The sequence below is a fragment of the Streptomyces sp. SirexAA-E genome, from assembly GCF_000177195.2.
GTDB classification, from domain to species: Bacteria; Actinomycetota; Actinomycetes; order Streptomycetales; family Streptomycetaceae; genus Streptomyces; species Streptomyces flavovirens.
The window spans coordinates 1,773,361-1,796,542 of record NC_015953.1 but is presented as its reverse complement, the minus strand read 5'-3'; the positions used below and the strand labels follow the sequence as shown (position 1 = coordinate 1,796,542).

At 72.1% G+C, this 23,182-nt stretch carries 20 protein-coding genes; 9 read left to right on the top strand and 11 right to left on the bottom strand.

Going from position 1 to position 23,182, the window contains the following annotated elements:
* Nucleotides 1-205 precede the first annotated feature (205 nt).
* From SACTE_RS07915 to SACTE_RS07900, 4 genes are all read right to left on the bottom strand, one after another.
* Nucleotides 206-829 (bottom strand): GntR family transcriptional regulator, encoded by a 624-nt coding sequence (locus tag SACTE_RS07915; RefSeq protein ID WP_014045509.1) that lies wholly within the window; start codon nt 827-829, stop codon nt 206-208.
* Nucleotides 830-1,141: 312 nt separating this feature from the next.
* Nucleotides 1,142-2,968 carry a 2-oxoglutarate dehydrogenase, E2 component, dihydrolipoamide succinyltransferase gene (gene sucB / locus SACTE_RS07910; RefSeq protein ID WP_014045508.1) on the bottom strand — a complete coding sequence of 609 codons (1,827 nt, stop codon included), beginning with the start codon at nt 2,966-2,968 and terminating at the stop codon, nt 1,142-1,144.
* A 59-nt stretch (nt 2,969-3,027) separates the two neighbouring features.
* Nucleotides 3,028-4,416 (bottom strand): dihydrolipoyl dehydrogenase, encoded by a 1,389-nt coding sequence (lpdA, locus tag SACTE_RS07905; RefSeq protein ID WP_014045507.1) that lies wholly within the window; start codon nt 4,414-4,416, stop codon nt 3,028-3,030.
* Between the two features lie 356 nt (nt 4,417-4,772).
* Nucleotides 4,773-6,314, bottom strand: coding sequence for a leucyl aminopeptidase (locus tag SACTE_RS07900; protein ID WP_014045506.1), 1,542 nt, complete (start codon nt 6,312-6,314; stop codon nt 4,773-4,775).
* A gap of 248 nt (nt 6,315-6,562) precedes the next feature.
* On the opposite strand from SACTE_RS07900, the gene SACTE_RS07895 reads away from it, so the two are divergent.
* Complete coding sequence (locus SACTE_RS07895) at nt 6,563-7,408, top strand: endo alpha-1,4 polygalactosaminidase (RefSeq protein WP_014045505.1); 846 nt, start codon at nt 6,563-6,565, stop codon at nt 7,406-7,408.
* Between the two features lie 61 nt (nt 7,409-7,469).
* On the opposite strand, the gene SACTE_RS07890 is transcribed toward SACTE_RS07895, so the two are convergent.
* A complete protein-coding gene (locus tag SACTE_RS07890; protein ID WP_014045504.1) occupies nt 7,470-8,252 on the bottom strand; it encodes an adenosylcobinamide-GDP ribazoletransferase in 783 nt (260 codons plus the stop codon).
* 87 nt (nt 8,253-8,339) lie between these two features.
* Between SACTE_RS07890 and SACTE_RS07885 the strand changes: the two genes are divergently transcribed.
* A complete protein-coding gene (locus SACTE_RS07885) occupies nt 8,340-9,116 on the top strand; it encodes a hypothetical protein (RefSeq protein WP_014045503.1) in 777 nt (258 codons plus the stop codon).
* A 5-nt stretch (nt 9,117-9,121) separates the two neighbouring features.
* Here the strand turns inward: SACTE_RS07885 and cobT are convergent, their stop codons facing one another.
* Nucleotides 9,122-10,225, bottom strand: coding sequence for a nicotinate-nucleotide--dimethylbenzimidazole phosphoribosyltransferase (gene cobT / locus SACTE_RS07880; protein ID WP_014045502.1), 1,104 nt, complete (start codon nt 10,223-10,225; stop codon nt 9,122-9,124).
* Between the two features lie 114 nt (nt 10,226-10,339).
* Nucleotides 10,340-11,542 (bottom strand): bifunctional adenosylcobinamide kinase/adenosylcobinamide-phosphate guanylyltransferase, encoded by a 1,203-nt coding sequence (locus SACTE_RS07875; RefSeq protein ID WP_014045501.1) that lies wholly within the window; start codon nt 11,540-11,542, stop codon nt 10,340-10,342.
* Nucleotides 11,543-11,699: 157 nt separating this feature from the next.
* Here SACTE_RS07875 and SACTE_RS07870 point away from each other — a divergent pair, with 157 nt between their 5' ends.
* Nucleotides 11,700-11,903, top strand: coding sequence for a hypothetical protein (locus SACTE_RS07870; protein ID WP_014045500.1), 204 nt, complete (start codon nt 11,700-11,702; stop codon nt 11,901-11,903).
* 42 nt (nt 11,904-11,945) lie between these two features.
* Here SACTE_RS07870 and SACTE_RS07865 read toward each other — a convergent pair whose 3' ends face one another.
* The 3 genes from SACTE_RS07865 to SACTE_RS07855 form a co-directional block, all read right to left on the bottom strand.
* Nucleotides 11,946-13,022, bottom strand: a complete 1,077-nt coding sequence (locus SACTE_RS07865; protein ID WP_014045499.1) for a trypsin-like peptidase domain-containing protein — start codon at nt 13,020-13,022, stop codon at nt 11,946-11,948.
* A gap of 74 nt (nt 13,023-13,096) precedes the next feature.
* Nucleotides 13,097-13,804 (bottom strand): methyltransferase domain-containing protein, encoded by a 708-nt coding sequence (locus tag SACTE_RS07860; protein ID WP_014045498.1) that lies wholly within the window; start codon nt 13,802-13,804, stop codon nt 13,097-13,099.
* A gap of 86 nt (nt 13,805-13,890) precedes the next feature.
* Nucleotides 13,891-14,490, bottom strand: coding sequence for a DUF3043 domain-containing protein (locus tag SACTE_RS07855; RefSeq protein ID WP_014045497.1), 600 nt, complete (start codon nt 14,488-14,490; stop codon nt 13,891-13,893).
* Nucleotides 14,491-14,786: 296 nt separating this feature from the next.
* Here SACTE_RS07855 and SACTE_RS07850 point away from each other — a divergent pair, with 296 nt between their 5' ends.
* From SACTE_RS07850 to SACTE_RS07830, 5 genes are all read left to right on the top strand, one after another.
* Nucleotides 14,787-15,569, top strand: coding sequence for a PspA/IM30 family protein (locus tag SACTE_RS07850; protein ID WP_014045496.1), 783 nt, complete (start codon nt 14,787-14,789; stop codon nt 15,567-15,569).
* Between the two features lie 10 nt (nt 15,570-15,579).
* The gene (locus SACTE_RS07845) at nt 15,580-15,858 is read left to right on the top strand and encodes a hypothetical protein (protein WP_014045495.1); all 279 of its coding nucleotides are present in this window, start codon (nt 15,580-15,582) and stop codon (nt 15,856-15,858) included.
* A gap of 116 nt (nt 15,859-15,974) precedes the next feature.
* Nucleotides 15,975-17,258: a histidine kinase gene (locus SACTE_RS07840; protein WP_026359015.1), complete on the top strand. Its 1,284-nt coding sequence runs from the start codon at nt 15,975-15,977 to the stop codon at nt 17,256-17,258.
* The gene (locus tag SACTE_RS07835) at nt 17,255-17,947 is read left to right on the top strand and encodes a response regulator transcription factor (RefSeq protein WP_014045493.1); all 693 of its coding nucleotides are present in this window, start codon (nt 17,255-17,257) and stop codon (nt 17,945-17,947) included. Before SACTE_RS07840 ends, SACTE_RS07835 begins: the two co-directional genes overlap by 4 nt.
* 171 nt (nt 17,948-18,118) lie before the next feature.
* On the top strand, nt 18,119-21,274 hold the full coding sequence (locus tag SACTE_RS07830; protein ID WP_014045492.1) for an efflux RND transporter permease subunit: 3,156 nt from the start codon (nt 18,119-18,121) through the stop codon (nt 21,272-21,274).
* A gap of 89 nt (nt 21,275-21,363) precedes the next feature.
* Here the strand turns inward: SACTE_RS07830 and nadA are convergent, their stop codons facing one another.
* Nucleotides 21,364-22,542, bottom strand: a complete 1,179-nt coding sequence (nadA, locus tag SACTE_RS07825; protein ID WP_014045491.1) for a quinolinate synthase NadA — start codon at nt 22,540-22,542, stop codon at nt 21,364-21,366.
* A 230-nt stretch (nt 22,543-22,772) separates the two neighbouring features.
* On the opposite strand from nadA, the gene SACTE_RS07820 reads away from it, so the two are divergent.
* A complete protein-coding gene (locus tag SACTE_RS07820; RefSeq protein ID WP_014045490.1) occupies nt 22,773-23,129 on the top strand; it encodes an iron-sulfur cluster assembly accessory protein in 357 nt (118 codons plus the stop codon).
* The last annotated feature ends 53 nt before the right edge of the window (nt 23,130-23,182 follow it).

Here is a 23,182-nt window from a genome sequence, read left to right as displayed (position 1 = left end):
GGGGCCGGTGGGCCCGCGAGTGAACTGTAAGGCGCCGATCGATGATCGATCAAAGGGTGAAGGGTAAAACTTCTCGATATGAAGAAAAGTGGCATGCGGTGCCGCGAAACGGGGCACCCAGTGACGGGACGATTAGGGCGAAAAGGGCTCCTGACCTGCACGGTCGAGCGTCGGCTGACACAGATGGGCCACGGTCCGCACGACGTCAGGCGCGGGGCGCGCACCCCAGGACGTGCTCCTTCACCAGCACCGCGATCTGCGGATCCCGCCTCAGGAACGCCTCGATGAGCTCCTCGTGCTCCTCCGCGTACGACTTCTGCACCGTGCCGAGCCAGCGGATCGACAGGGCCGTGAACACCTCGATGCCCAGCCCCTCCCAGGTGTGCAGCAGCACCGCGTTGCCCGCCGCCCGCACCATCTCCCGGTGGAAGGCCACCGTGTGCCGCACCTGCGCCTCACCGTCGGCGAGCCGGTCCGCCTCGTACAGGGCCGCCACGTGCGGGGTGAGCCGCGAGCAGTCCTCGCCCAGCACCGGCGCCGCCAGCTCCGCCGCGATCTGCTCCAGCCCGGCGCGCACCGGGTAGCTCTCCTCCAGATCGGCCGCGGTGAGGTTGCGTACGCGGACGCCCTTGTTGGGAGCCGACTCGATCAGCCGCAGGGTCTCCAGCTCGCGCAGCGCCTCGCGCACGGGGGTCTGGCTGACCTCCAGCTCGGTCGCGATCCGGCGCTCCACGATGCGTTCGCCCGGCTTCCACCGCCCGCTCACGATCCCGTCCACGAGGTGCTCGCGGATCTGTTCGCGCAGCGAGTGGACGACGGGCGGGGTCATGACTGGCTCCTTCGTGGCAAACCGGTGTCGCATACACCGACACGGCTGCCGGAACGACCGGTGGCGACTGAGGCTGTCCCGTGATGCCCGGTCAGCCACGGCACCTCGCCGCGTTGCCGGAAGGCCCGCATACACCCGGTATGCGGGCGTCCCTCCGCCTTGCGGCGCACCGCGTCCGACGCCGCGCGCTGACCAGGCATCACGGGACAGCCCTTAGACAATACGGCGGCGCCCCCGCCCGGGAGTGTTCCGGACGGGGGCGCCGCAGGTGAGGCTCGTTACAGAAAGGGCCTCTCGTTCGGGCCTCGGGCCTCAGAGACCCAGCTCGACCTCGAACTCGCCTGCTTCGAGGATCGCCTTGACCGTGGTCAGGTAACGGGCGGCGTCCGCGCCGTCCACCAGACGGTGGTCGTAGGAGAGCGACAGGTACGTCATGTCGCGGACGCCGATGACGGTGCCCTCGGCGGTCTCGATGACCGCCGGACGCTTGACGGTGGCGCCGATGCCCAGGATGGCGGCCTGGTTCGGCGGCACGATGACGGTGTCGAACAGCGCACCGCGCGAACCGGTGTTGCTGACCGTGAAGGTGGCACCGGACATGTCGTCCGGGGTGAGGCCGCCACCGCGGGCCTTGCCGGCCAGCTCGGCGGTCTTCTTCGCGATACCGGCGATGTTCAGGTCGCCCGCACCCTTGATGACCGGGGTCATCAGACCCTTCTCGGCGTCCACGGCGATGCCGATGTTCTCCGAGTCGAAGTACGTGATGGTGCCCTCGTCCTCGTTGATCCGGGCGTTGACGACCGGGTGGGCCTTCAGCGCCTGGGCCGCCGCCTTCACGAAGAACGGCATCGGGGACAGCTTGACGCCCTCACGGGCGGCGAAGGACTCCTTCGCCTGGTTGCGCAGCTTCATCAGCTTGGTGATGTCGACCTCGAGGACCGAGGTCAGCTGGGCCTGCGAGTGCAGCGCCTTCATCATGTTGTCGCCGATGACCTTGCGCATGCGGGTCATCTTGACCGTCTGACCGCGCAGCGGGGACGCCTCGAGCTTCGGCGCCTTCTTCGCCGCGGCGGGGGCGGCCGCGGGGGCGGGAGCCGGAGCGGCTGCGGCGGCCTTGGCGGCCTCCGCGGCGGCGACGACGTCCTGCTTGCGGATGCGGCCACCGACACCGGTGCCCTTGACCGAGCCCAGGTCGACACCGTTCTCGGCGGCGAGCTTGCGCACCAGCGGCGTGACGTAGGCACCCTCGTCACCGGCGGACGCGGCCGGAGCGGCCGCGGCCGGAGCGGCGGCGGGCGCCGGAGCGGCGGGAGCGGCCGGGGCCTGGGCGGCCGGGGCGGGCGCGGGAGCAGCCGGAGCCGGAGCCGGAGCCGGAGCGGCCGGCTTCTCCTCGGCGGGTGCCGGGGCGGCCGGAGCCGGGGTCTCGGCGGCCGGGGCGGGCGCCGGAGCGGCGGGCTTCTCCTCGGCGGGTGCCGGGGCGGCCGGAGCCGGGGCGGCGGCCGGGGCAGCGCCCGGAGCACCGATGACGGCCAGCTTGGCGCCGACCTCGGCGGTCTCGTCCTCACCGACGACGATCTCCAGCAGCACACCGGCGACCGGCGCGGGGATCTCGGTGTCGACCTTGTCCGTGGAGACCTCGAGCAGCGGCTCGTCCTCCGCGACCTCCTCGCCGACCTCCTTCAGCCAGCGGGTGACGGTGCCCTCGGTGACGCTCTCGCCGAGCGCCGGAAGGGTGACGTCCGTACCGGAGGCGGACGAGGCACCGGCGGTGTCCTGCGCGGACGGAGCCTCGGCCGGGGCCTCCGTCTCCGTCGACGGGGCGGTGGGCGCCTCCTCGGCGGCCGGGGCCGGGACGGCCGCGGGCTCGGCGGCCGGGGCCTCCTCGGCGGCGGGCGCGCCCGAGCCGTCGTCGATGACGGCCAGCTCGGCGCCGACCTCGACGGTCTCGTCCTCGGCGACCTTGATGGAGGTCAGGACGCCGGCGGCGGGTGCGGGGATCTCGGTGTCGACCTTGTCGGTCGAGACCTCGAGCAGCGGCTCGTCGGCCTCGACGCGCTCGCCCTCGGCCTTCAGCCAACGGGTGACAGTGCCCTCGGTGACGCTCTCGCCGAGCGCCGGAAGGGTTACGGAAACCGACATGGTTTCAGTTGCTCCTTACGAAAATGCGGAAGTGGTCGGTCGTCGCGCCCGGGACTGGATCAGTCGTGGGAGTGCAGCGGCTTGCCGGCGAGGGCCAGGTGGGCCTCGCCCATCGCCTCGTTCTGCGTGGGGTGGGCGTGGATGAGCTGCGCCACCTCGGCCGGCAGCGCCTCCCAGTTGTAGATCAGCTGGGCTTCGCCGACCTGCTCGCCCATACGGTCACCGACCATGTGGACGCCGACCACGGCACCGTCCTTGACCTGGACGAGCTTGATCTCGCCCGCGGTCTTGAGGATCTTGCTCTTGCCGTTGCCCGCGAGGTTGTACTTGAGGGCGACGACCTTGTCCGCACCGTAGATCTCCTTGGCCTTGGCCTCGGAGATGCCGACGGAGGCGACCTCGGGGTGGCAGTACGTCACCTTCGGGACACCGTCGTAGTCGATCGGCACGGTCTTGAGACCGGCCAGCCGCTCCGCGACGAGGATGCCCTCGGCGAAGCCGACGTGCGCCAGCTGGAGGGTCGGGACCAGGTCGCCCACGGCGGAGACCGTCGGGACGTTGGTCTGCATGTACTCGTCGACGAGGACGTAGCCGCGGTCCATGGCGACCCCGGCCTCCTCGTAGCCCAGACCCTGCGAGACCGGGCCGCGGCCGATCGCGACCAGCAGCACCTCCGCCTCGAACGTCTTGCCGTCGGCGAGGGTGACCCGCACGCCGTCCTCGGTGTACTCGGCCTTGTCGAAGAAGGTGCCGAGGTTGAACTTGATGCCGCGCTTGCGGAACGCGCGCTCCAGCAGCTTCGAGCTGTTCTCGTCCTCGACCGGGACCAGGTGCTTCAGGCCCTCGACGATCGTGACGTCGGTGCCGAAGGACTTCCACGCCGAGGCGAACTCGACGCCGATCACGCCGCCGCCCAGGACGATGGCGGACTTCGGGACGCGGTCCAGCTTCAGCGCGTGGTCCGAGGAGATGATGCGGTTGCCGTCGATCTCCAGGCCGGGCAGCGACTTCGGTACGGAACCGGTCGCGAGGACCACGTGGCGGCCCCGGATGCGCTGGCCGTTCACATCCACCGAGGTGGGCGACGAGAGCCGGCCCTCACCCTCGACGTAGTGGACCTTGCGCGAGGCGATGAGACCCTGGAGACCCTTGTACAGGCCCGAGATCACGTCGTCCTTGTACTTGTGGACGGCCTCCATGTCGATGCCCTCGAAGGTGGCCTTCACACCGAACTGGGCCGACTCGCGGGCCTGGTCGGCGATCTCTCCGGCGTGCAGCAGCGCCTTCGTGGGGATGCAGCCGTTGTGCAGGCAGGTGCCGCCGACCTTGCCCTTCTCGATCAGTGCGACGTCCAGGCCCAGCTGCGCTCCGCGCAGGGCCGCGGCGTAACCGCCGCTACCACCGCCGAGGATCACTAGGTCGAAAACGGTGCTGGCGTCGTTCGCCACGTCACGTCCTCCATGCATGTGCGCCGTACGCCGGGCCCCGTCGCTGGGGTATGACCGGCCGGTCGGCTGGTGTTCGGCCGCTTGTGTATGTCGGCCCTGTGGTGGGGGCCCTGTCCTGCCGAGAACCCATCTTCGCACTTGTTGAGGGCGGACGGGACGCGGGCCCCCGCTCCGGGGCGGGCGAACATCCGGCCCGGACCATGACGTATGCGTACAAAGTTTCGGAAAACCGGCGGTCAGGTGCCGCTCGGGGAACGCGTACGGCCCCGGACGTATGCCCGGGGCCGTATCGCTGCCCGCGAACGCGGGTCCGTCCCGCGCACGGCGCCCGCCTGGGACGCCGCGCGCGGAGGGGATCAGCCCAGGTCGCCGTCGGCCGTGCGCTCGGCCAGCCGGACCAGCGTGCGGACCGATGAGCCGGTGCCGCCCTTGGGGGTGTAGCCGTACGGCGCGCCCTCGTGGAAGGCCGGGCCCGCGATGTCCAGGTGGGCCCAGGCGATGCCCTCGCCGACGAACTCCTTCAGGAACAGGCCGGCCACCAGGCCGCCGCCCATCCGCTCGCCCATGTTGGCGATGTCGGCGGTCGGGGAGTCCATGCCCTTGCGCAGGTCGGCGGGGAGCGGCATCGGCCAGGACGCCTCGCCGACCTCCTCGGCGGTCTCGTGGATCGAGGTGCGGAAGGCGTCGTCGTTGGACATCACGCCGAAGGTGCGGTTGCCCAGTGCCAGGACCATGGCGCCGGTCAGGGTCGCCACGTCGACGATCGCGTCCGGGTTCTCCTCCGAGGCGCGGGTCAGCGCGTCCGCGAGGACGAGCCGGCCCTCGGCGTCGGTGTTGAGGACCTCGACGGTCTTGCCGCTGTACATGCGCAGCACGTCGCCCGGGCGGGTGGCGTTGCCGGAGGGCATGTTCTCGGCGAGGGCCAGCCAGCCGGTGACGTTGACCCGCAGGCCGAGGCGGGAGGCCGCGACGACGGTGGCGAACACGGCGGCGGCGCCACTCATGTCGCACTTCATCGTCTCGTTGTGCCCGGCCGGCTTCAGCGAGATGCCGCCCGAGTCGTAGGTGATGCCCTTGCCGACCAGGGCCAGCGTCTTCTCCGCCTTCGGGTGCGTGTAGGCGAGCCGGACGAGGCGGGGGCCGTGCGTCGAGCCCTGGCCGACACCGAGCAGACCGCCGAAGCCGCCCTTGACGAGCGCCTTCTCGTCGAGCACCTGGACCTTGACGCCGTGCTCCTTGCCGGCCGCGGTGGCGACGGCGGCGAACGACTCCGGGTACAGGTCGTTCGGCGGGGTGTTGATCAGGTCGCGGGCGCGGTTGATCTCCTCCGCGACGGCCACGGCGCGCTCGGCGGCGGCCTTGTACGCCTTGTCGCGCGGCTTGGCACCGAGCAGGGCGACCTCGGCGAGCGGCTGCTTGGGGCCCTTGTTCTTGGCGCCCTTGGGGGCGATCCTGTCCTCGCCGCCCTGGTAGGCGGTGAAGGCGTACGCACCCAGCAGGGCGCCCTCCGCGATGGCCCCGGCGTCCTCGGCGGACTCCGTCGGCAGCGCGAAGCCGGCCTTCTTCGAGCCGGACAGGGTGCGCGCGGCACTGCCCGCGGCCCGGCGCAGCGCCTCGGCGTCGTACGCGCCGTCCCGCTCGGGGGCCCGGCCGAGCCCGACCGCCAGCACGACCGGGGCCTTCAGGCCGGAGGGCGCGGGGAGCTTGGTCACTTCGCCCTCGGCACCACAGGCGCCCAGGGTCTCCAGGACGTCTGCGAGCTTTCCGTCGAAGGCCTTGTCCACGGCCTCGGCGCCCGGCGCAACGACCGGCCCCTTCGCGCCCTTGGCGACGCCGACGACGAGTGCGTCGGCGCGCAGCGTCGCCGCACCGGCAGTGCTGAGAGTGAGAGCAGTCACGGTGGTGAAATCTCGCTTCCGTTGAGTTCTGTGCCGGTCGAGGGGTGGGCCGACCGTGCCCGGCGCATCGTATGCCTCGCCGCAATGTGCCGGGAATGAGCCTACGCGCGCCTTTGCTTCCCGCTCACGGGGGCACGGCCGTCGGGGCGCCGGACGGGGCGCGACGGCGCCGCCGCCCGGCCCGGTGCGGAGGGGGCGGTGGGCGCCGGTAGGGTCGTTCACCTGCGCGTATCGAGCGGGGGAGAGGCATGCGGAGCACGGCGGGCGGTACGAGGGCGTGGGGGCGGGTGCTCTGCGCGGCGCTGCTCCTGCCGACGTCGCTCGCGGGATGCGGCACGGACGCGGGCACGGCCCCGGAGGCGGCCGACGGCACCGGCGGCCGGGAGGAGACGGCCGAACACTGGCAGCCGGAGCCGGGGGTGGGCTGGCAGTGGCAGCTCTCCGGCCGCGTGGACACGTCGGTGGACGCGCCGGTGTACGACATCGACGGCTTCGACCAGGACGCGAGGACGGTCGCCGCGCTGCACGGCGAGGACCGCAAGGTCGTCTGCTACCTCTCCACCGGCGCGTGGGAGGACTTCCGCCCGGACGCGGAGGAGTTCCCCGCCTCCGTACGCGGCAGGAGCAACGGCTGGGAGGGGGAGCGGTGGCTCGACATCCGCCGCACCGACGTCCTGGAACCGCTGATGGAGACCCGCGTCGAGATGTGCGCGAAGAAGGGCTTCGACGCGGTGGAGCCCGACAACATGGACGGCTACCTCAACGACACCGGCTTCCCGCTCACCGCCCGGGACCAGCTGCGCTACAACCGGCTCGTCGCGGACCTCGCCCACCGGCACGGCATGGCGGTCGGTCTGAAGAACGACCTGCCCCAGATCCCGGAGCTGGTCGACGACTTCGACTTCGCGGTGAACGAGCAGTGCGCCCAGTACGAGGAGTGCGACGAGCTCACCCCGTTCGTCGACGCGGGCAAGGCCGTCTTCCACGCGGAGTACGAGCTGCCGGTGGCCGACTTCTGCCCCGAGTCCCGGGAGCTGCGCCTGAGTTCGCTGCTCAAGAAGTACGAACTCGGCGTCTGGCGCCAGGTCTGCTGAGTCACCTGCCGAGGACGCCGGGGCCGCCGAGTCATCCGCCGAGGACGCCGGGGCTCCCGAGTCATCCGCCCAGGACCAGCACCACCAGCACCGCCGTGGCCGCCGTCTCCTCCAGTGCCCCGAACACATCGCCGGTGACCCCGCCGAAGCGCCGGACGCAGTGACGCAGCAGCAGCTGTGCCGCCGCCAGGCCAGCGAGGGCGGCGAGGGCGTACCGCGCCGGCCCGTACCCGCCCGCCACCGTGCCCGCCGCCGCGCAGCCCGCGACCACCAGGGCGGCGACGGCCGCCGCCGCGCCGGGCGGGACGGTCCCGGCCACCGCGGCCCCGAGCCCTTCCGGCCGGGCGGGCGGGACGTCGTGGCGGGAGGCCAGCGTGAGCGCGAGGCGGGCCACCACGGCGGCGGCCACCGCCCCCGCCGCGCCGTGCGCCCAGCCCCGGCCGTACAGCTCGAAGAGGGCCGCGACCTGCGCCAGCAGCACGAACAGCAGGGTGATCACGCCGAACGGGCCGATGTCGGACTGCTTCATGATCCGCAGCGCGTCCTCGGCCGGTTTGCCGCTGCCCAGTCCGTCCGCGGTGTCCGCCAGGCCGTCCAGATGCAGCCCCCGGGTCAGGGCGGCGGGCAGCGCGACGGACGCGACGGCCGCGAGCAGCGGGCCGGCCCCGGCGAGCAGCAGCAGCGCCCCGGGCACCGCCGCGAGCAGCCCCACCGCGAGCCCGGCGAGCGGCGCGCAGAGCATGCCGGCCCGCGCGGCCTCGCGGTCCCAGCGGGAGACGCGGACGGGGATCACGGTCAGGGTGCCGAAGGCGAAACGGACGCCGTGGCTGTTCAGGGAGGTCACCGCGCGCAGGCTAGCCGGTGCGGCCCGGGGCTAGATTGGGCGGAAAGCGGCAAAAGCCGTACAGCGGGATCTTCGGGAGCGGGTGGGATGGGTCACTGGCTGCACCAGAACATCGTCGAACCGGGCAAGCTCCCGCTGCTCCTCGCCCTGAGCGCCTTCGTCCTGACCTTCGCCGTCACGCGTTTCGTCACCCGGATGATCCGGGCCGGCAAAGGGCCCTTCCGCGACATCACCCCCGGCGGGGTGCACATCCACCACGTCGTGCCCGGTGTCGTGCTCTCGGTCGTCGGCGGTTTCGGCGCGGTCGCGAGCGGCCGGCAGGGGATGGCGGCCGGGATCTGCGCGGTCGTCTTCGGCGTCGGGGCGGGCCTGGTCCTGGACGAGTTCGCCCTGATCCTCCACCTCGACGACGTGTACTGGACCGAGGAGGGCCGCCAGAGCGTCGAGGTGGTGGTCCTCACCGCCTCACTCGTCCTCCTCGTCCTCCTCGTCCTCGCCGGCTTCTCACCGCTCGGCGTGGACGAACTGAGCGGCGACGAACAGCAGGACCGGCTGGGCGTCGTCCTGACCTACGGCGGCAACTTCGGCTTCGTCCTGATCGCCCTGTTCAAGGGCAAGGCCCGGATGGCGGTGATCGGCACCCTGGTGCCGCTCATCGCGTTCATCGCCGCCGTCCGGCTGGCCCGGCCCGCCTCACCCTGGGCCCGGCGCCTCTACCACAACCGCCACCGGGCCCGCGCCCGGGCACTTCTGAGGGCCTATCACCACGACGTGCGCTGGGCGGGCCCCCGCCGCCGGTTCCAGGACCTGATCGGCGGGGCGCCGGACCGGACACCGCTCCCGGGACCGCCCCCGGAGCCCTGACCGGCTCAGGCGGTGGCCTCCTCCGACTCCGACTCCTCCGACTCCGCCTTCTCCTCCCTGGGCCCCGCCTCCTGGCCGCGCTCCGGAAGCTCCGCGGCCAGCGCCGCCGCGGCCTGCACCAACGGCAGCGCCAGCAGCGCCCCGCTGCCCTCACCCACGGTCAGCCCGTGATCCAGCAGCGGGGTCAGCGCCATCCGGTCCAGCGCCTTGGCCTGCGCCGGCTCCCCGCTCACCTGGCCCGCCAGCCACCAGTCCGGAGCCCGGAAGGCCGCCCGCTGGGCCACCAGCGCGCAGGCCGCCGAGACCACACCGTCCAGCACCACCGGCATCCGCCGCACCGCGCTCTGCAGCAGGAATCCGGTCGTCGCCGCCAGATCCGCGCCGCCCACCGTGGCCAGCAGCTCCAGCAGGTCACCGAGCACCGGCCGGGCCCGGCGCAGCGCGTCCCGGACCGCGGCACACTTGCGCATCCACGCCAGGTCGTCGATGCCCGCGCCGCCGCGCCCGGTGACCACCGAGGCGTCCGTACCGCACAGCGCCGCGATCAGCGTCGAGGCCGCCGTCGTACCGCCGACGCTCAGATCGCCCAGGACCACCAGGTCGGTGCCCGAGTCGGCCTCCTCGTCCGCGATCCGCATGCCGAGCCGCACGGCCTGCTCGGCCTCCTCGACCGTCAGCGCGTCCTCGACGTCGATGCGGCCACTGCCCCGCCGCACCCGGTGGCGTACGACGGACTCGGGGAGCAGCTCCGGATCGCAGTCCAGACCGGCGTCGACGACCCGCACCGGCACGGAGAACCGCCGGGCCAGCACCGCGACCGGGCTCGAACCGTCCAGGACCGCCCGGACGAGCTGGTGCGTGCTGCCGGCCGCCCGGCCGGACACGTCCAGCTCCGCCACCCCGTGATCACCGGCGAACAGCACCACACGGGGCCGGTCCACCGGCTTGACCGGGACCGACTGCTGGGCGGCCGACAGCCATTCACCCAGCTCGTCGAGGCGGCCGAGGGCACCGGGCGGCACGAGCAGCCGCTCCCGGCGTTCCTCGGCATCGCGGCGCACGCTTCCGTCGGGGCGTTCGATCAGGTCGGAGAAGTCGTCCAGATTCACGGGGGTCTGCCTCGCGGGTCGTCACAGGGTGGGCCGGAGCCCGGCGGCGGGCTCCTGTGCGGAAACAGTACCCGTCGGCCCTCCCCGCTCCCGGGGCCTCGTGCCCGCCCGCGCTCAGCCCCGCAGCACCAGCGCCTGCCCGGCCACCACCAGCAGCACGTGCTCGCACTCGGCGGCGAACGCGGCGTTCAGACGGCCCAGTTCGTCCCGGAAGCGCCGCCCGCCCGGAGTGGCCGGCACCACCCCCGAACCGACCTCGTTGGTCACCGCCACGACCGTGCGACGCGTCCCGCGCACCGCACGGACCAGATCGGCGACCCGGATCCGCAGCCTGTCACGGCCGCCGTCGGCCCAGAGTGCCTCGTCCCAGGCGTCCACCCGGTCCATCGCGTCCGTCAGCCACAGCGACAGGCAGTCGATCAGCAGCGGCGGGCCGTCCGACTCCAGCAGCTCCACCAGCTCGCACGTCTCCTCGGTACGCCACGCGGCCGGCCTGCGCTCCCGGTGCAGTCCGATCCGGTCGGCCCACTCCGCGTCGCCGTCCCGCCGGCCGCCGGTGGCCACGTACACCACCTCCGGGAACGTCTCCAGGCGCCGTTCGGCCTCCAGCGACTTCCCGGACCGGGCCCCGCCCGTCACCAGCGTGCGCCGGGGCCTCGCGGGCATCGCGTCGTAGTCGCCCACCGGCAGCGTCGTCCCGTCCGGCACGGCCCGGGCCCCGCCCGCCGCCAGCCGTCGGTCCAGTTCCCGTGCGGGGGGCGCGTCATGGTCCAGATGCACGGCGATCACCTCGGTGGCGGCCGTGACCGCGTCCACGGCCCGCAGTCTCGCCACGGCGTCGGGCCGCCCGATCACATCGAGGACGACCATGTCGTAGGGTTCCGCCGCCCGGTCGGGCAGACCGGCCGGAGCACCGCCCGGAGGCAGGTAGAGCAGCCGCTCGCCCGTCGGCGAGGTCACCTCGTAGCCGGTGCCCGGGGCGTCCATGGCCACCGCCCGGACCCGGTGGCCGCTGATGAGGGTCAGCTCCTGGCCGTCCGGCACCCGCCCGGCCGGGGGCAGCGAGGCGGGTTGCTCCATGGCGGGGCCGTCGTGCGGGTGGGTCAGCAGCACCTGGCGTACGCCGGCGACCGAACGGCCCGCGCGGGCGGCGGCGAACACGGCACCCGGGGTGAGGTCGAGCAGCAGCGCGTCATCGACGAGCAGCGCCGTCGCGGCGCGCGCCCCCGTGCCGCGGGCCGACGCGCAGACGGCGCAGGGGCAGTCGGGCCGCGGCAGCCCTTCGGGGGCTCCGGTGCCGAGCAGAGTCAGTTCCACGCTCCTGATCCTCCCGTGTCCGCGCCCCGTCTGCGCGCCCGGGCCGGGCACCCCGGGCCCCGTGTCCGGATCATGCGTCCCCCTGAGGTCAGGACCCCGCCCGAGGGGGGCCCGCAACCACTAGGCTTCGGGAAGCAACGCGACCCAGGAGGCGGACATGGCGTGGACGTGGCGGTTCGAGAAGTCCGACGGTACGGAGACGGAGCCGGCCCTGCAGCCGGAGGAATTCACCACCCAGGGCGACGCGGAGTCCTGGGTCGGTGAGTTCTGGAAGGAGCTCCTGGAGGGCGGTGCGGACCAGGTGACGCTCTTCGAGGACTCGACGAAGATCTACGGCCCGATGAGTCTCCAGGGCGAATAGCCGACGGCCGCCGGGACCGCCCCGGGGGCGGTCCCGGCGGACTCAGATCTCGCCCAGCGTGACCTCGGCCGTCTTCTTCTCCTCGCCCCGGGTGTACGTCAGCCTGACCTTCCGGCCGGGCTTGTCGCCCGCCAGGGCCTCCGAGAGGGACGTGATCGTGGTGACCGGGGTGTCACCGATCCGGGTGATGATGTCCCCGGCGCGCAGACCGGCCTTCGCCGCCGCCCCGCCCTTCGACACGCTCACGATCGCCACACCGGCCGGCCGGTAGTCGTCGTCGACGACCGTGCGGCCCGTGATGTTCAGCCCCGCCCGGCCCGAGTCGGTGACGTGGCCGGACTCGATGATCTGGTCGGCGACCGTCCGCACCGTGGAGACCGGGATCGCGAACCCGATCCCCGGCGCCGCGCTGTCGCCGAGCTGCGGGTCCGTCGCCGCGAGGGTCGGGATGCCGATCACCTGGCTGTCCAGGTTCACCAGCGCCCCGCCGCTGTTGCCCGGGTTGATCGCGGCCGAGGTCTGCACCATGTCGGCGAGCGTGGCCCCGGTGCCGCCGCCCGCGCTGCTCTCGCTGACCGTCCGGCCGAGCGCGGAGACGATGCCCTGGGTGACGCTGCTGGACAGACCGAGCGGCGAGCCCATGGCCAGTACGATCTGGCCCATCTCGACCTTGTCGGCGTCGCCGAACTTCGCGGCCCGCAGTCCGCCCGGGACGCGGTCGAGCTTGATGACCGCCAGGTCCTGCTCCGGGTAGGAGGAGACCAGGGACGCCTTCAGGTCCTTCTCACCGGTGGCGACGCTGACGTCGAACTCCTTCTCGTCACCCACCACATGGGCGTTGGTGACGATGTGGCCCTTGTCGTCGTAGACGATGCCGGACCCGAGGCTGTCCGAGGCGCCGACCTGCACCACCGAGGGCAGCACGTCCTTGATGACCGCCTGGTACCGGTCCTGCAGCTCGTCGGTGGCGCGGACCGCGGCCGCCTCCCGTACCGGTGAACCGGACGGCGGTGGCTCGGCACCGGCCGCGCAGCCGCCCGCCAGGGCGAGGACGCAGGCACCGGCGGTCAGGGACAGGAACGAACGGCGTACCCGGCAGCGGCGGGGGGAGGTGTCCATGCCGGGAGTATCGCCACCGGCCGCGCGCCGCACCCTGCGCTGCTGGGCCGATCAGGCGTACGGCCCGGGATGCCTCAGCCGCGTACGCCGCACAGGTGCAGCAGCGCGGCCACCTGGCGGTACGGGTCGGTCCGGCCGGCCCGGTCCTCCAGGGTCAGTATCCGCTCCAGCTCCCTGGCGTCCGGCAGCTCCGCGCCGTTGTCCACGTTGTCCGTGAAGACCCGCACGCCGTACCAGGTGTGCAGCGGTGCGGCGATTCCGGCGAGGGTGGCCGTCAGCACGCCGAGCCGGTCCGCCCGTACCTCCAGGCCGAGCCGGTTGGTGTAGACGTCGGAGTCGAACGCCGCCAGCGCGCCCCCGAAGTCCCCCGCGGTGCCGGGCCGCATCGCCAGCGCGTCCGCGTTCCGCACGAGCAGCGACAGCAGGCCGCCGGGCGCCAGCATCCGGGCCAGGCCCGCCAGCATCGGGTCCGGCTCGGGGACGTACATCAGTACGCCGTGGCAGAGCACCACGTCGAAGCTGCCCGGCAGGAAGTGCACCCCGGTGTCGCGGCCGTCGCCCTGGATGATCCGCATCCGCTCACGGATGCCCTCGGGCTCCCCCGTGAGGGCGTCCCGGGCGACCTGGAGCATCGCGTCGTCCGACTCCAGGCCGGTCACCGAGTGCCCGGCCCGGGCCAGCCGCAGCGCCTGGGTGCCCTGGCCCATGCCGACGTCGAGCACCCGCAGCCGCCGCCCCACGGGGAAGCGCGCGGCTATCTGCTCGTCCAGCTGCCGCGCCACCAGCTCCTGGCGTACGACGTTGCGCAGACCACCGAGTCCCTCCAGCCACCGGGACGAGACCCCGGTGAAGCCGGAGGCCTCCGTGCTCAGGGGCGTTCTCCCCGCTTGACCTGCGGCTTCGGCAGCCGCAGCCGACGCATCTGGAGCGTGCGCATCAGGCCGTACGCCACCGCGCCGCGCTTGGGCAGGTCCGGGAAGCGCTGGGCCAGCTGACGCTTCAGCCGGAAGCCGAGGCCGATGGAGTCGACCACGATGAGCACGATCACGCCGAGCCAGAGCAGCAGCGAGATGTTCTGGATGTTGCGGATCTGGATCACGCTGAGCACCAGGATGATCACCGCGAGCGGAAGGAAGTACTCCGCGATGCAGAAGCGCGAGTCCACGTAGTCGCGGACGAAGCGCCGCACGGGCCCCTTGTCGCGCACCGGCAGATAGCGCTCGTCGCCCGAGGCGAGGGCCTCGCGCTGCCTGGCCAGGTCGGCACGGCGTGCCTCCCGCTGGCGCTTCATGGCGGCCTTGCGGTCCAGCGGCGTGCCGCTGGAGGCCCGCCGGCGCTGTGTCTGGGCCTCACTTCGCTTGGGGGTGGGGCGACCCTTGGGTGCCTGCGGGTCGCGGGGCTGCTTGGAGAGGTCCGCCGTCACCTTGCCGGTGGGGGCCTTCTCTTCCTTGGAACGGCTACGGAACACAAAGCCCAAGGGTACGGGGTCGTCCCGGGCAGCCAAGGACCGGGCGGGAACGATCCGGCAACGGCGGACGTCCTGATAAGTGTCCCGACAGGGGCAGAACGGACGATGCCGACGCTCTCCCTGGGGGTTTTCTACTCCCTGGGCGGGAGCGGTCACCGGCGGCAGTCGTCCTTGGGTAGGACCACATCCGCGCCCGAACAGTGCGGTAATAGAGGCAGGGCCCGTACTGTGGGTTCTGTTGGAGTGCTGGAGCTCAGTCCGTCAGAAGGGGGCGCGCGAAGCCCATGAGCGGTGTCATGAAGCGTATGGGAATGATCTTCCGCGCGAAGGCAAACAAGGCCCTTGACCGGGCCGAGGATCCGCGCGAGACCCTCGATTACTCGTACCAGAAGCAGCTGGAGCTGCTCCAGAAGGTACGCCGCGGCGTCGCCGATGTGGCGACCTCGCGCAAGAGGCTGGAGCTGCAGCTCAACCAGCTGCAGGGCCAGTCGAGCAAGCTGGAGGACCAGGGCCGCAAGGCGCTCGCGCTCGGTCGCGAGGACCTGGCCCGCGAGGCGCTGTCCCGGCGCGCCGCCCTCCAGCAGCAGGTCACCGACCTGGAGACGCAGCACCAGACGCTGCAGGGCGAGGAGGAGAAGCTCACCCTCGCGGCCCAGCGGCTCCAGGCCAAGGTCGACGCCTTCCGTACGAAGAAGGAGACGATCAAGGCCACCTACACCGCGGCCCAGGCGCAGACCCGGATCGGGGAGGCCTTCTCCGGCATCTCCGAGGAGATGGGCGACGTCGGCCTCGCGATCCAGCGTGCCGAGGACAAGACACAGCAGCTCCAGGCCCGTGCCGGAGCCATCGACGAGCTGCTCGCCTCGGGCGCCCTCGACGACCCGTCGGGGACGGCCAAGGACGACATCGCGGCCGAGCTGGACCGCATCTCGGGCGGTTCCGATGTAGAACTGGAGCTGCAGCGCATGAAGGCCGAGCTGGCCGGGGGTTCCTCCGGGCAGCAGCAGGCCATCGAAGGCGGCGCGCAGGACGCGGCACCGCAGTCGCAGCAGTCCCCGCACAAGTTCGACAAGCAGTGAGGGCGGCGTCATGATCGTACGGGTCATGGGGGAGGGCCAGGTCGAGCTGGCCGACAGCCATGTCGCGGAGCTGAACAAGCTCGACGACGACCTGCTCACCGAGATGCAGAACGGCGACGGGCCCGGTTTCCGGGCCACGCTCCACGCGCTCCTGGACAAGGTCCGCGAGCTCGGCACCCCGCTGCCCGACGACTCCCTGGAGCCGTCCGAGCTGATCCTGCCGGCCCCTGACGCCACTCTCGAAGAGGTCAGCGCCATGCTCACCGACGACGGGCTGATCCCCGGCTGAGCGAACGCTCCCCTCCACACTCCCCACCGTGCCCCGCCCCGGTCCCACCGGCGCGGGGCACGGTGGTGTCGGAACGGGGTCCGCTCCGGGTGCGGCACGCCGTACCGTTGCTCGACGTGACCACCCTCGGAACCGGGCTCGTGCGAGGCCGCCGCTGGCTGCGCGGCCACCCCCTCGCGTTCGACGGGGCGCTCGCCGCGGCCGTGCTCGTCTGCATGCTGTGCGCGTCGTTCGCCGAGCCGACCCAGGGCCACGGGCCGACCTTCGGCGTCCGTGCCCCCGCCCCCTCCGGCGTGCTGCTGATGGTGCTCGGCGCCGCGGCCCTCGTCCAGCGGCGGCGCCGGCCCATGGCGGTGCTCGCCGTGACCGGTCTGCTCGCCGCGGCCGAGTTCCTGCTGGCGGACCCGCCCGCCCCGGTGGTGATGACCGCGGTCGTCGCCCTGTTCACCGTGGCGTCCCGCACCGACCGGCCCACCACCTGGCGGGTCGGCCTGCTGACCATGCTCGTGCTGACCGCGGCCGCGATGGTCGCCGGCTCGTCCCCCTGGTACAGCCAGGAGAACGTCGGAGTCCTGGCCTGGACCGGCCTGGCGGGCGCCACCGGGGACGCCGTTCGCAGCAGGCGCGCCTTCATCGACGCGATCAGGGAGCGGGCCGAGCGCGCGGAGCGGACCCGGGAGGAGGAGGCCCGCCGCCGCGTCGCAGAGGAGCGGCTGCGGATCGCCCGCGACCTGCACGACGTGGTGGCCCACCACATCGCCCTGGTCAACGTGCAGGCCGGAGTCGCCGCCCACGTCATGGACCGGCGGCCGGACCTGGCCAAGGAGGCGCTCGCCCACGTGCGCGAGGCCGGCCGTTCCGCGCTCAACGAGCTCAGGTCCACCGTGGGACTGCTGCGCCAGTCCGGCGATCCGGCGGCGCCCACCGAACCGGCACCCGGCCTGGCCGTCCTCGGCGATCTGCTCGACACCTTCCGCAACGCGGGTCTTCCCGTGGAGGTGGCGTGCACCGACCGCGACGGATTCCCGGCCGCCGTGGACCTGGCGGCCTACCGGGTCGTCCAGGAGGCCCTGACCAACGTCCGCAAGCACGCGGGCCCCGGCGCGAAGGCCGAGGTGAGCGTCCTGCGGGTCGGGCCGACCGTGGAGGTCACCGTCCTCGACGACGGCACGGGGGCCACCGCGGCGGCTCCCGGCACCGTCCCCGGGGCACGACGTGCCGACGGCGGCGGCCACGGCCTCGTCGGCATGCGCGAACGCGTCGTCGCGCTCGGCGGCACCCTCACCGCGGCCCCCCGGTACGGCGGCGGCTTCCGCGTGCATGCGATCCTGCCCCTCACGTCCCGCACGGGTGAGCCGGAGATGCCGGGCCCGGCGGACAGGACGGGGGGACGCGCGTGACGCCGATCAAGGTGCTGCTCGCCGACGACCAGGCACTGCTGCGCAGCGCGTTCCGGGTGCTGGTCGACTCGGAGCCCGACATGCGGGTCGTCGGTGAGGCGGCGGACGGTGCGGAGGCCGTCGAGCTGGCCCGCTCCACCGGGGTCGACGTGGTCCTCATGGACATCAGGATGCCCGGCACCGACGGGCTCACCGCGACCCGGACGATCAGCGCGGACCCGGAGCTGGCCGGCGTACGGATCGTCATGCTCACCACCTTCGAGGTGGACGAGTACGTCGTCCAGGCGCTGCGCGCGGGCGCGGCGGGCTTCCTCGGCAAGGGCGCGGAACCGGACGAGCTGCTGAACGCCATCCGGATCGCCGCGGCCGGTGAGGCCCTGCTCTCCCCGGCCGCGACCAAGGGCCTCATCGCCACCTTCCTCGCCCAGGCCCCCGACGCCGACGGGGACCTGGGCCGGTCCACCGCCTACTCCGAGCTGCTCGACGCGCTCACCGGACGCGAGCGGGAGGTACTCGTCCTGGTCGCGGGCGGGCACTCCAACGACCAGATCGCCGAACGGCTGGCCGTCAGCCCCCTCACCGTCAAGACGCATGTGAACCGGGCCATGGCGAAGCTCGGCGCCCGGGACCGGGCCCAACTGGTCGTCATCGCCTACGAGTCGGGGCTGGTGCGTCCGCGGGTGGAGTAGAGGGTGGAGAGCGGGCGTACTCCAGCTGCGGTATGCGCGGGGTGAGAAAGCAACCCGGGGGCCGACGATTCCGTCGGCGGGAGCCGTCATCGTGTAGATGGGCGGGCTGTGTCCCTGACCTTCGAACAGCCGCCCACCTGCCGCGTAACGCCACAGAAGAGAGACCCACCCATGTCCTGGCTGTCCAGATTCAGCCTCGCGCAACGGGCGCTGATCGGCCTCATGTCGATCGTCGCGCTCGTCTTCGGAGCCATAGCGATCCCGCAGCTCAAACAGCAGCTGCTGCCCACCATCGAGCTCCCGATGGTGTCGGTGCTGGCCCCCTACCAGGGTGCGTCCCCCGATGTGGTCGAGAAGCAGGTCGTCGAGCCCCTCGAGAACGCCATCAAGGCCGTCGACGGCGTCGAGGGCATCACCTCGACCGCCGGCGAGGGCAACGCCGTCGTCATGGCGACCTTCGACTTCGGCGACGAGGGCACCAAGCAGCTCGTCGCCGACATCCAGCAGGCCGTGAACCGCGCGCGGGCCCAACTGCCCACGGACGTCGACCCGCAGGTCGTCGCCGGATCGACGGACGACATCCCGACCGTCGTCCTCGCCGTCACCTCCGACAAGGACCAGCAGGCGCTCGCCGACCAGCTGGACCGCACGGTCGTCCCGGCGATCGAGGACATCGACGGCGTCGGCCAGGTCTCGGTCGACGGTGTGCGGGACCTCCAGATCTCCGTCGTCCCGGACGACGGGAAGCTCGCCGCGGCCGGACTGAACGCCGCGTCGCTGGCCCAGGCCCTGCAGGCCGGTGGCGCCACCGTCCCGGCCGGCTCCTTCTCCGAGGCGGGCAAGAGCCGCACCGTCCAGGTCGGCGGTTCCTTCACCTCGCTCCGGCAGATCGAGGACCTCAAGGTCTCCGCGGGGGGCGGGGCTCCCGGCACGCCCGCGAAGCCGGTCCGCGTCGGGGACGTCGCCACGGTGAAGCAGGAGCCCGCCACGGCGGTCTCCATCACCCGGACGAACGGCAGGCCCAGCCTCGCGGTCGTGGCGACGATGGACAAGGACGGCAGCGCCGTCGCCATCTCGGACGCCGTCCAGGACCTGCTGCCGGACCTGCGCAAGGACCTCGGCGCCGGCGCCGAGCTGACCGTCGTCTCGGACCAGGGCCCCGCGGTCTCCAAGGCGATCTCCGGCCTGACCACCGAGGGCGCGCTCGGCCTGGTCTTCGCGGTCGTCGTGATCCTGGTCTTCCTCGCGTCGATCCGCTCCACGCTGGTCACCGCGGTCTCCATCCCGCTCTCCGTGGTCCTCGCGCTGCTCGTGCTGTGGACCCGCGACCTGTCGCTGAACATGCTGACGCTCGGGGCGCTGACCATCGCCATCGGCCGTGTCGTCGACGACTCGATCGTGGTCCTGGAGAACATCAAGCGGCACCTCGGCTACGGGGAGGAGCGCCGGTCGGCGATCATCACCGCCGTCGAGGAGGTGGCCGGCGCGGTCACCTCGTCCACGCTCACCACCGTCGCGGTCTTCCTGCCCATCGGCCTGGTCGGTGGCATGGTCGGCCAGCTCTTCGGTTCGTTCTCCCTGACCGTCACGGCGGCCCTGCTGGCCTCCCTGCTGGTCTCCCTCACCGTCGTACCGGTCCTCTCGTACTGGTTCCTGCGCGCCCCCGAGGGCACCGAGGAGAATCCGGCGGAGGCCCGCCGCAAGGCCGAGGAGAAGGAAGCCGCGAGCCGGCTCCAGCGGATCTACGTCCCGGTCCTGCGCTTCGCCACCCGGCGCCGTGTCACCAGCATCGTCATCGCCTTCGTGGTGCTGTTCGGCACGTTCGGCATGGCTCCCCTGCTGAAGACCAACTTCTTCGACGCGGGCGAGCAGGAGGTCCTCTCCGTCAAGCAGGAGCTGACCCCCGGCACCAGCCTGGAGGCGGCCGACGAGGCCGCGAAGAAGGTCGAGAAGGTCCTCACCGCCGACGAGGGCGTCGAGGACTACCAGGTCACCGTGGGCTCGTCCGGCTTCATGGCGGCCTTCGGCGGCGGTACGGGCGCCAACCAGGCCTCGTACCAGATCACCCTCAAGGACTCCGCCGACTACGAGGCCACCGAGAAGCGGATCGACGAGGCCCTCGGCGAGCTCGACGGCATCGGCGACACGACGATCGCGGCCGGGGACGGCTTCGGCAGCCAGGACCTGAGCGTGGTCGTCAAGGCCGCCGACGGCGACGTCCTGAAGAAGGCGTCCGAGATGGTGCGCAAGGAGGTCGCGACGCTCAAGGACGTCACCGACGTCCAGAGCGACCTGGCGCAGAGCGTCCCGCGGATCTCCGTCAAGGCCAACGACAAGGCCGCGGACGCGGGCTTCGACCAGACCACCCTCGGCGCGGTCGTGGCCGGTGCGGTGCGCGGCACCCCGTCCGGCAAGGCGGTCATGGACGACACCGAGCGCGACGTCGTCGTCAAGTCCTCGCACCCCGCCACCACCATGGCCGAGCTGGAGAACCTGCCCCTCGGGCCGGTGAAGCTCGGGCAGATCGCCGACGTGGAGCTCGTCCCCGGCCCGGTCTCGATGACCCGGATCGACGGACAGCGCGCGGCGACGGTCACCGCCAAGCCGACCGGTGACAACACCGGGGCGGTGAGCGCCTCGCTCCAGACGAAGATCGACGCCCTGGACCTCCCGGAGGGCGCCACCGCGACCATCGGCGGTGTCACGCAGGACCAGGACGACGCCTTCGTCAAGCTGGGCCTCGCCATGCTGGCGGCCATCGCGATCGTGTTCATGCTGCTGGTCGCCACCTTCCGGTCGCTGATCCAGCCGCTGATCCTGCTGGTCTCCATCCCGTTCGCCGCGACGGGTGCGCTCGGCCTCCTCATCGTCACCGGCACCCCGATGGGCGTCCCGGCGATGATCGGCATGCTGATGCTGATCGGCATCGTGGTGACCAACGCCATCGTGCTGATCGACCTCATCAACCAGTACCGGGCGCAGGGCATGGGCGTCGTCGAGGCGGTCCTGGAGGGCGGCCGCCACCGTCTGCGCCCGATCCTGATGACGGCCCTGGCCACGATCTTCGCCCTGCTGCCGATGGCACTCGGCGTCACGGGCGAGGGAGGCTTCATCTCGCAGCCGCTGGCGGTCGTGGTGATCGGCGGTCTGATCTCCTCGACGCTGCTGACCCTGCTCCTGGTGCCGACGCTCTACGCGATGGTCGAGCTCCGCAAGGAGCGGCGCGCCGAGGGGAAGGCGGCCAAGCGCGCGGCGCGGTCCGGCGAGGCGGCCCCGGGGGCACCGGAGGAAGCCACCTCCGACGAGCCGGAGCCCGCGAAGGCCTGACGGGCCGTCCCACCGCACGGGGAAGGCCCCGACGCCGCACCACGGCGTCGGGGCCTTCCCCGTGCGTGTCCTCGGAGCGTGTGCGCGCCTTACGGCAGCGCCAGCATCCGTTCCAGCGCCAGCTTCGCGTACTTCTCGGTCTCCGGGTCCACCTGGATCCGGTTGACCAGGTTGCCCTCGGCCAGCGACTCCAGCGTCCACACCAGGTGCGGCAGGTCGATGCGGTTCATCGTCGAGCAGAAGCAGACCGTCTTGTCGAGGAAGACGATCTCCTTGTCCTCAGCGGCGAAACGGTTCGCCAGCCGGCGCACCAGGTTGAGTTCCGTACCGATCGCCCACTTCGAGCCGGCCGGGGCCGCCTCCAGGGCCTTGATGATGTACTCGGTCGAACCCACGTGGTCCGCGGCCGCCACGACCTCGTGCCTGCACTCCGGGTGCACCAGCACGTTGACACCCGGGATGCGCTCGCGGACGTCGTTCACGGACTCCACGGAGAAGCGGCCGTGCACCGAGCAGTGCCCGCGCCACAGGATCATCTTCGCGTTCCGCAGCTCCTCGGCGCTCAGACCGCCGTTCGGCTTGTGCGGGTTGTAGAGGACGCAGTCCTCCAGCGACATCCCCATGTCGCGCACGGCGGTGTTCCGCCCCAGATGCTGGTCGGGCAGGAACAGCACCTTCTCGCCCTGCTCGAAGGCCCACTCCAGGGCCCGCTCCGCGTTGGACGAGGTGCAGATCGTGCCGCCGTGCCGACCGGTGAAGGCCTTGATGTCGGCGGAGGAGTTCATGTACGAGACGGGCACCACCTGGTCCGCGACGCCCGCGTCGGTCAGCACGTCCCAGCACTCGGCGACCTGTTCGGCGGTGGCCATGTCCGCCATCGAGCAGCCCGCCGCCAGGTCGGGGAGCACGACCTTCTGGTCGTCACCCGTCAGGATGTCCGCCGACTCGGCCATGAAGTGCACGCCGCAGAAGACGATGTACTCCGCCTCGGGCCGTGCCGCCGCGTCCCGGGCGAGCTTGAAGGAGTCGCCGGTGACGTCGGCGAACTGGATGACCTCGTCGCGCTGGTAGTGGTGGCCGAGCACGAACACCTTGTCCCCGAGCTTCTCCTTCGCGGCACGGGCACGTTCCACCAGGTCCGGGTCGGACGGGGAGGGAAGGTCACCGGGGCACTCGACGCCGCGCTCGCTGCGCGGGTCGGCGTCACGGCCGAGGAGCAGAAGGGCGAGAGGGGTCGGCTGGACGTCCAGGGGCTGGGCGGTGGTCACGACACGCACCCTTTCTTTTCTGCTGACGAGTTTTCGTCTAATTGACGTTATCTATCATAACCCGCTGCACACCGGCTTGACGATGCCGATAGCGTCGATGTGACGCATCCCCCGGCAGGGGTGGTGTGCGAGCATGAGGGGGAGAGATACGCGCGTGGCGCGGAATGAATCCGCGGCCCTGACGGTTTGCACCGTCGGCAAGCAGTCCGTACAACCCGGGAGAGAAGCAGATGTCCGTATCGGACGAGACCACCACCGTGAGCGACGGCATCCTCCTGTCCGACGCCGCCGCAGCCAAGGTCAAGGCCCTGCTGGAGCAGGAGGGCCGGGACGACCTCGCGCTGCGCGTCGCCGTCCAGCCCGGAGGCTGCTCCGGCCTGCGCTACCAGCTCTTCTTCGACGAGCGCTCGCTCGACGGGGACGTCGTGAAGGACTTCGGCGGCGTCAAGGTCGTCACCGACCGGATGAGCGCTCCGTACCTGGGCGGCGCCTCGGTCGACTTCGTGGACACCATCGAGAAGCAGGGCTTCACGATCGACAACCCGAACGCCACCGGTTCCTGCGCCTGCGGCGACTCCTTCAGCTGACCTGCCTACGACAGCGGCGGCGCCTCCCGGCCGGGAAGCGCCGCCGCTGTCGT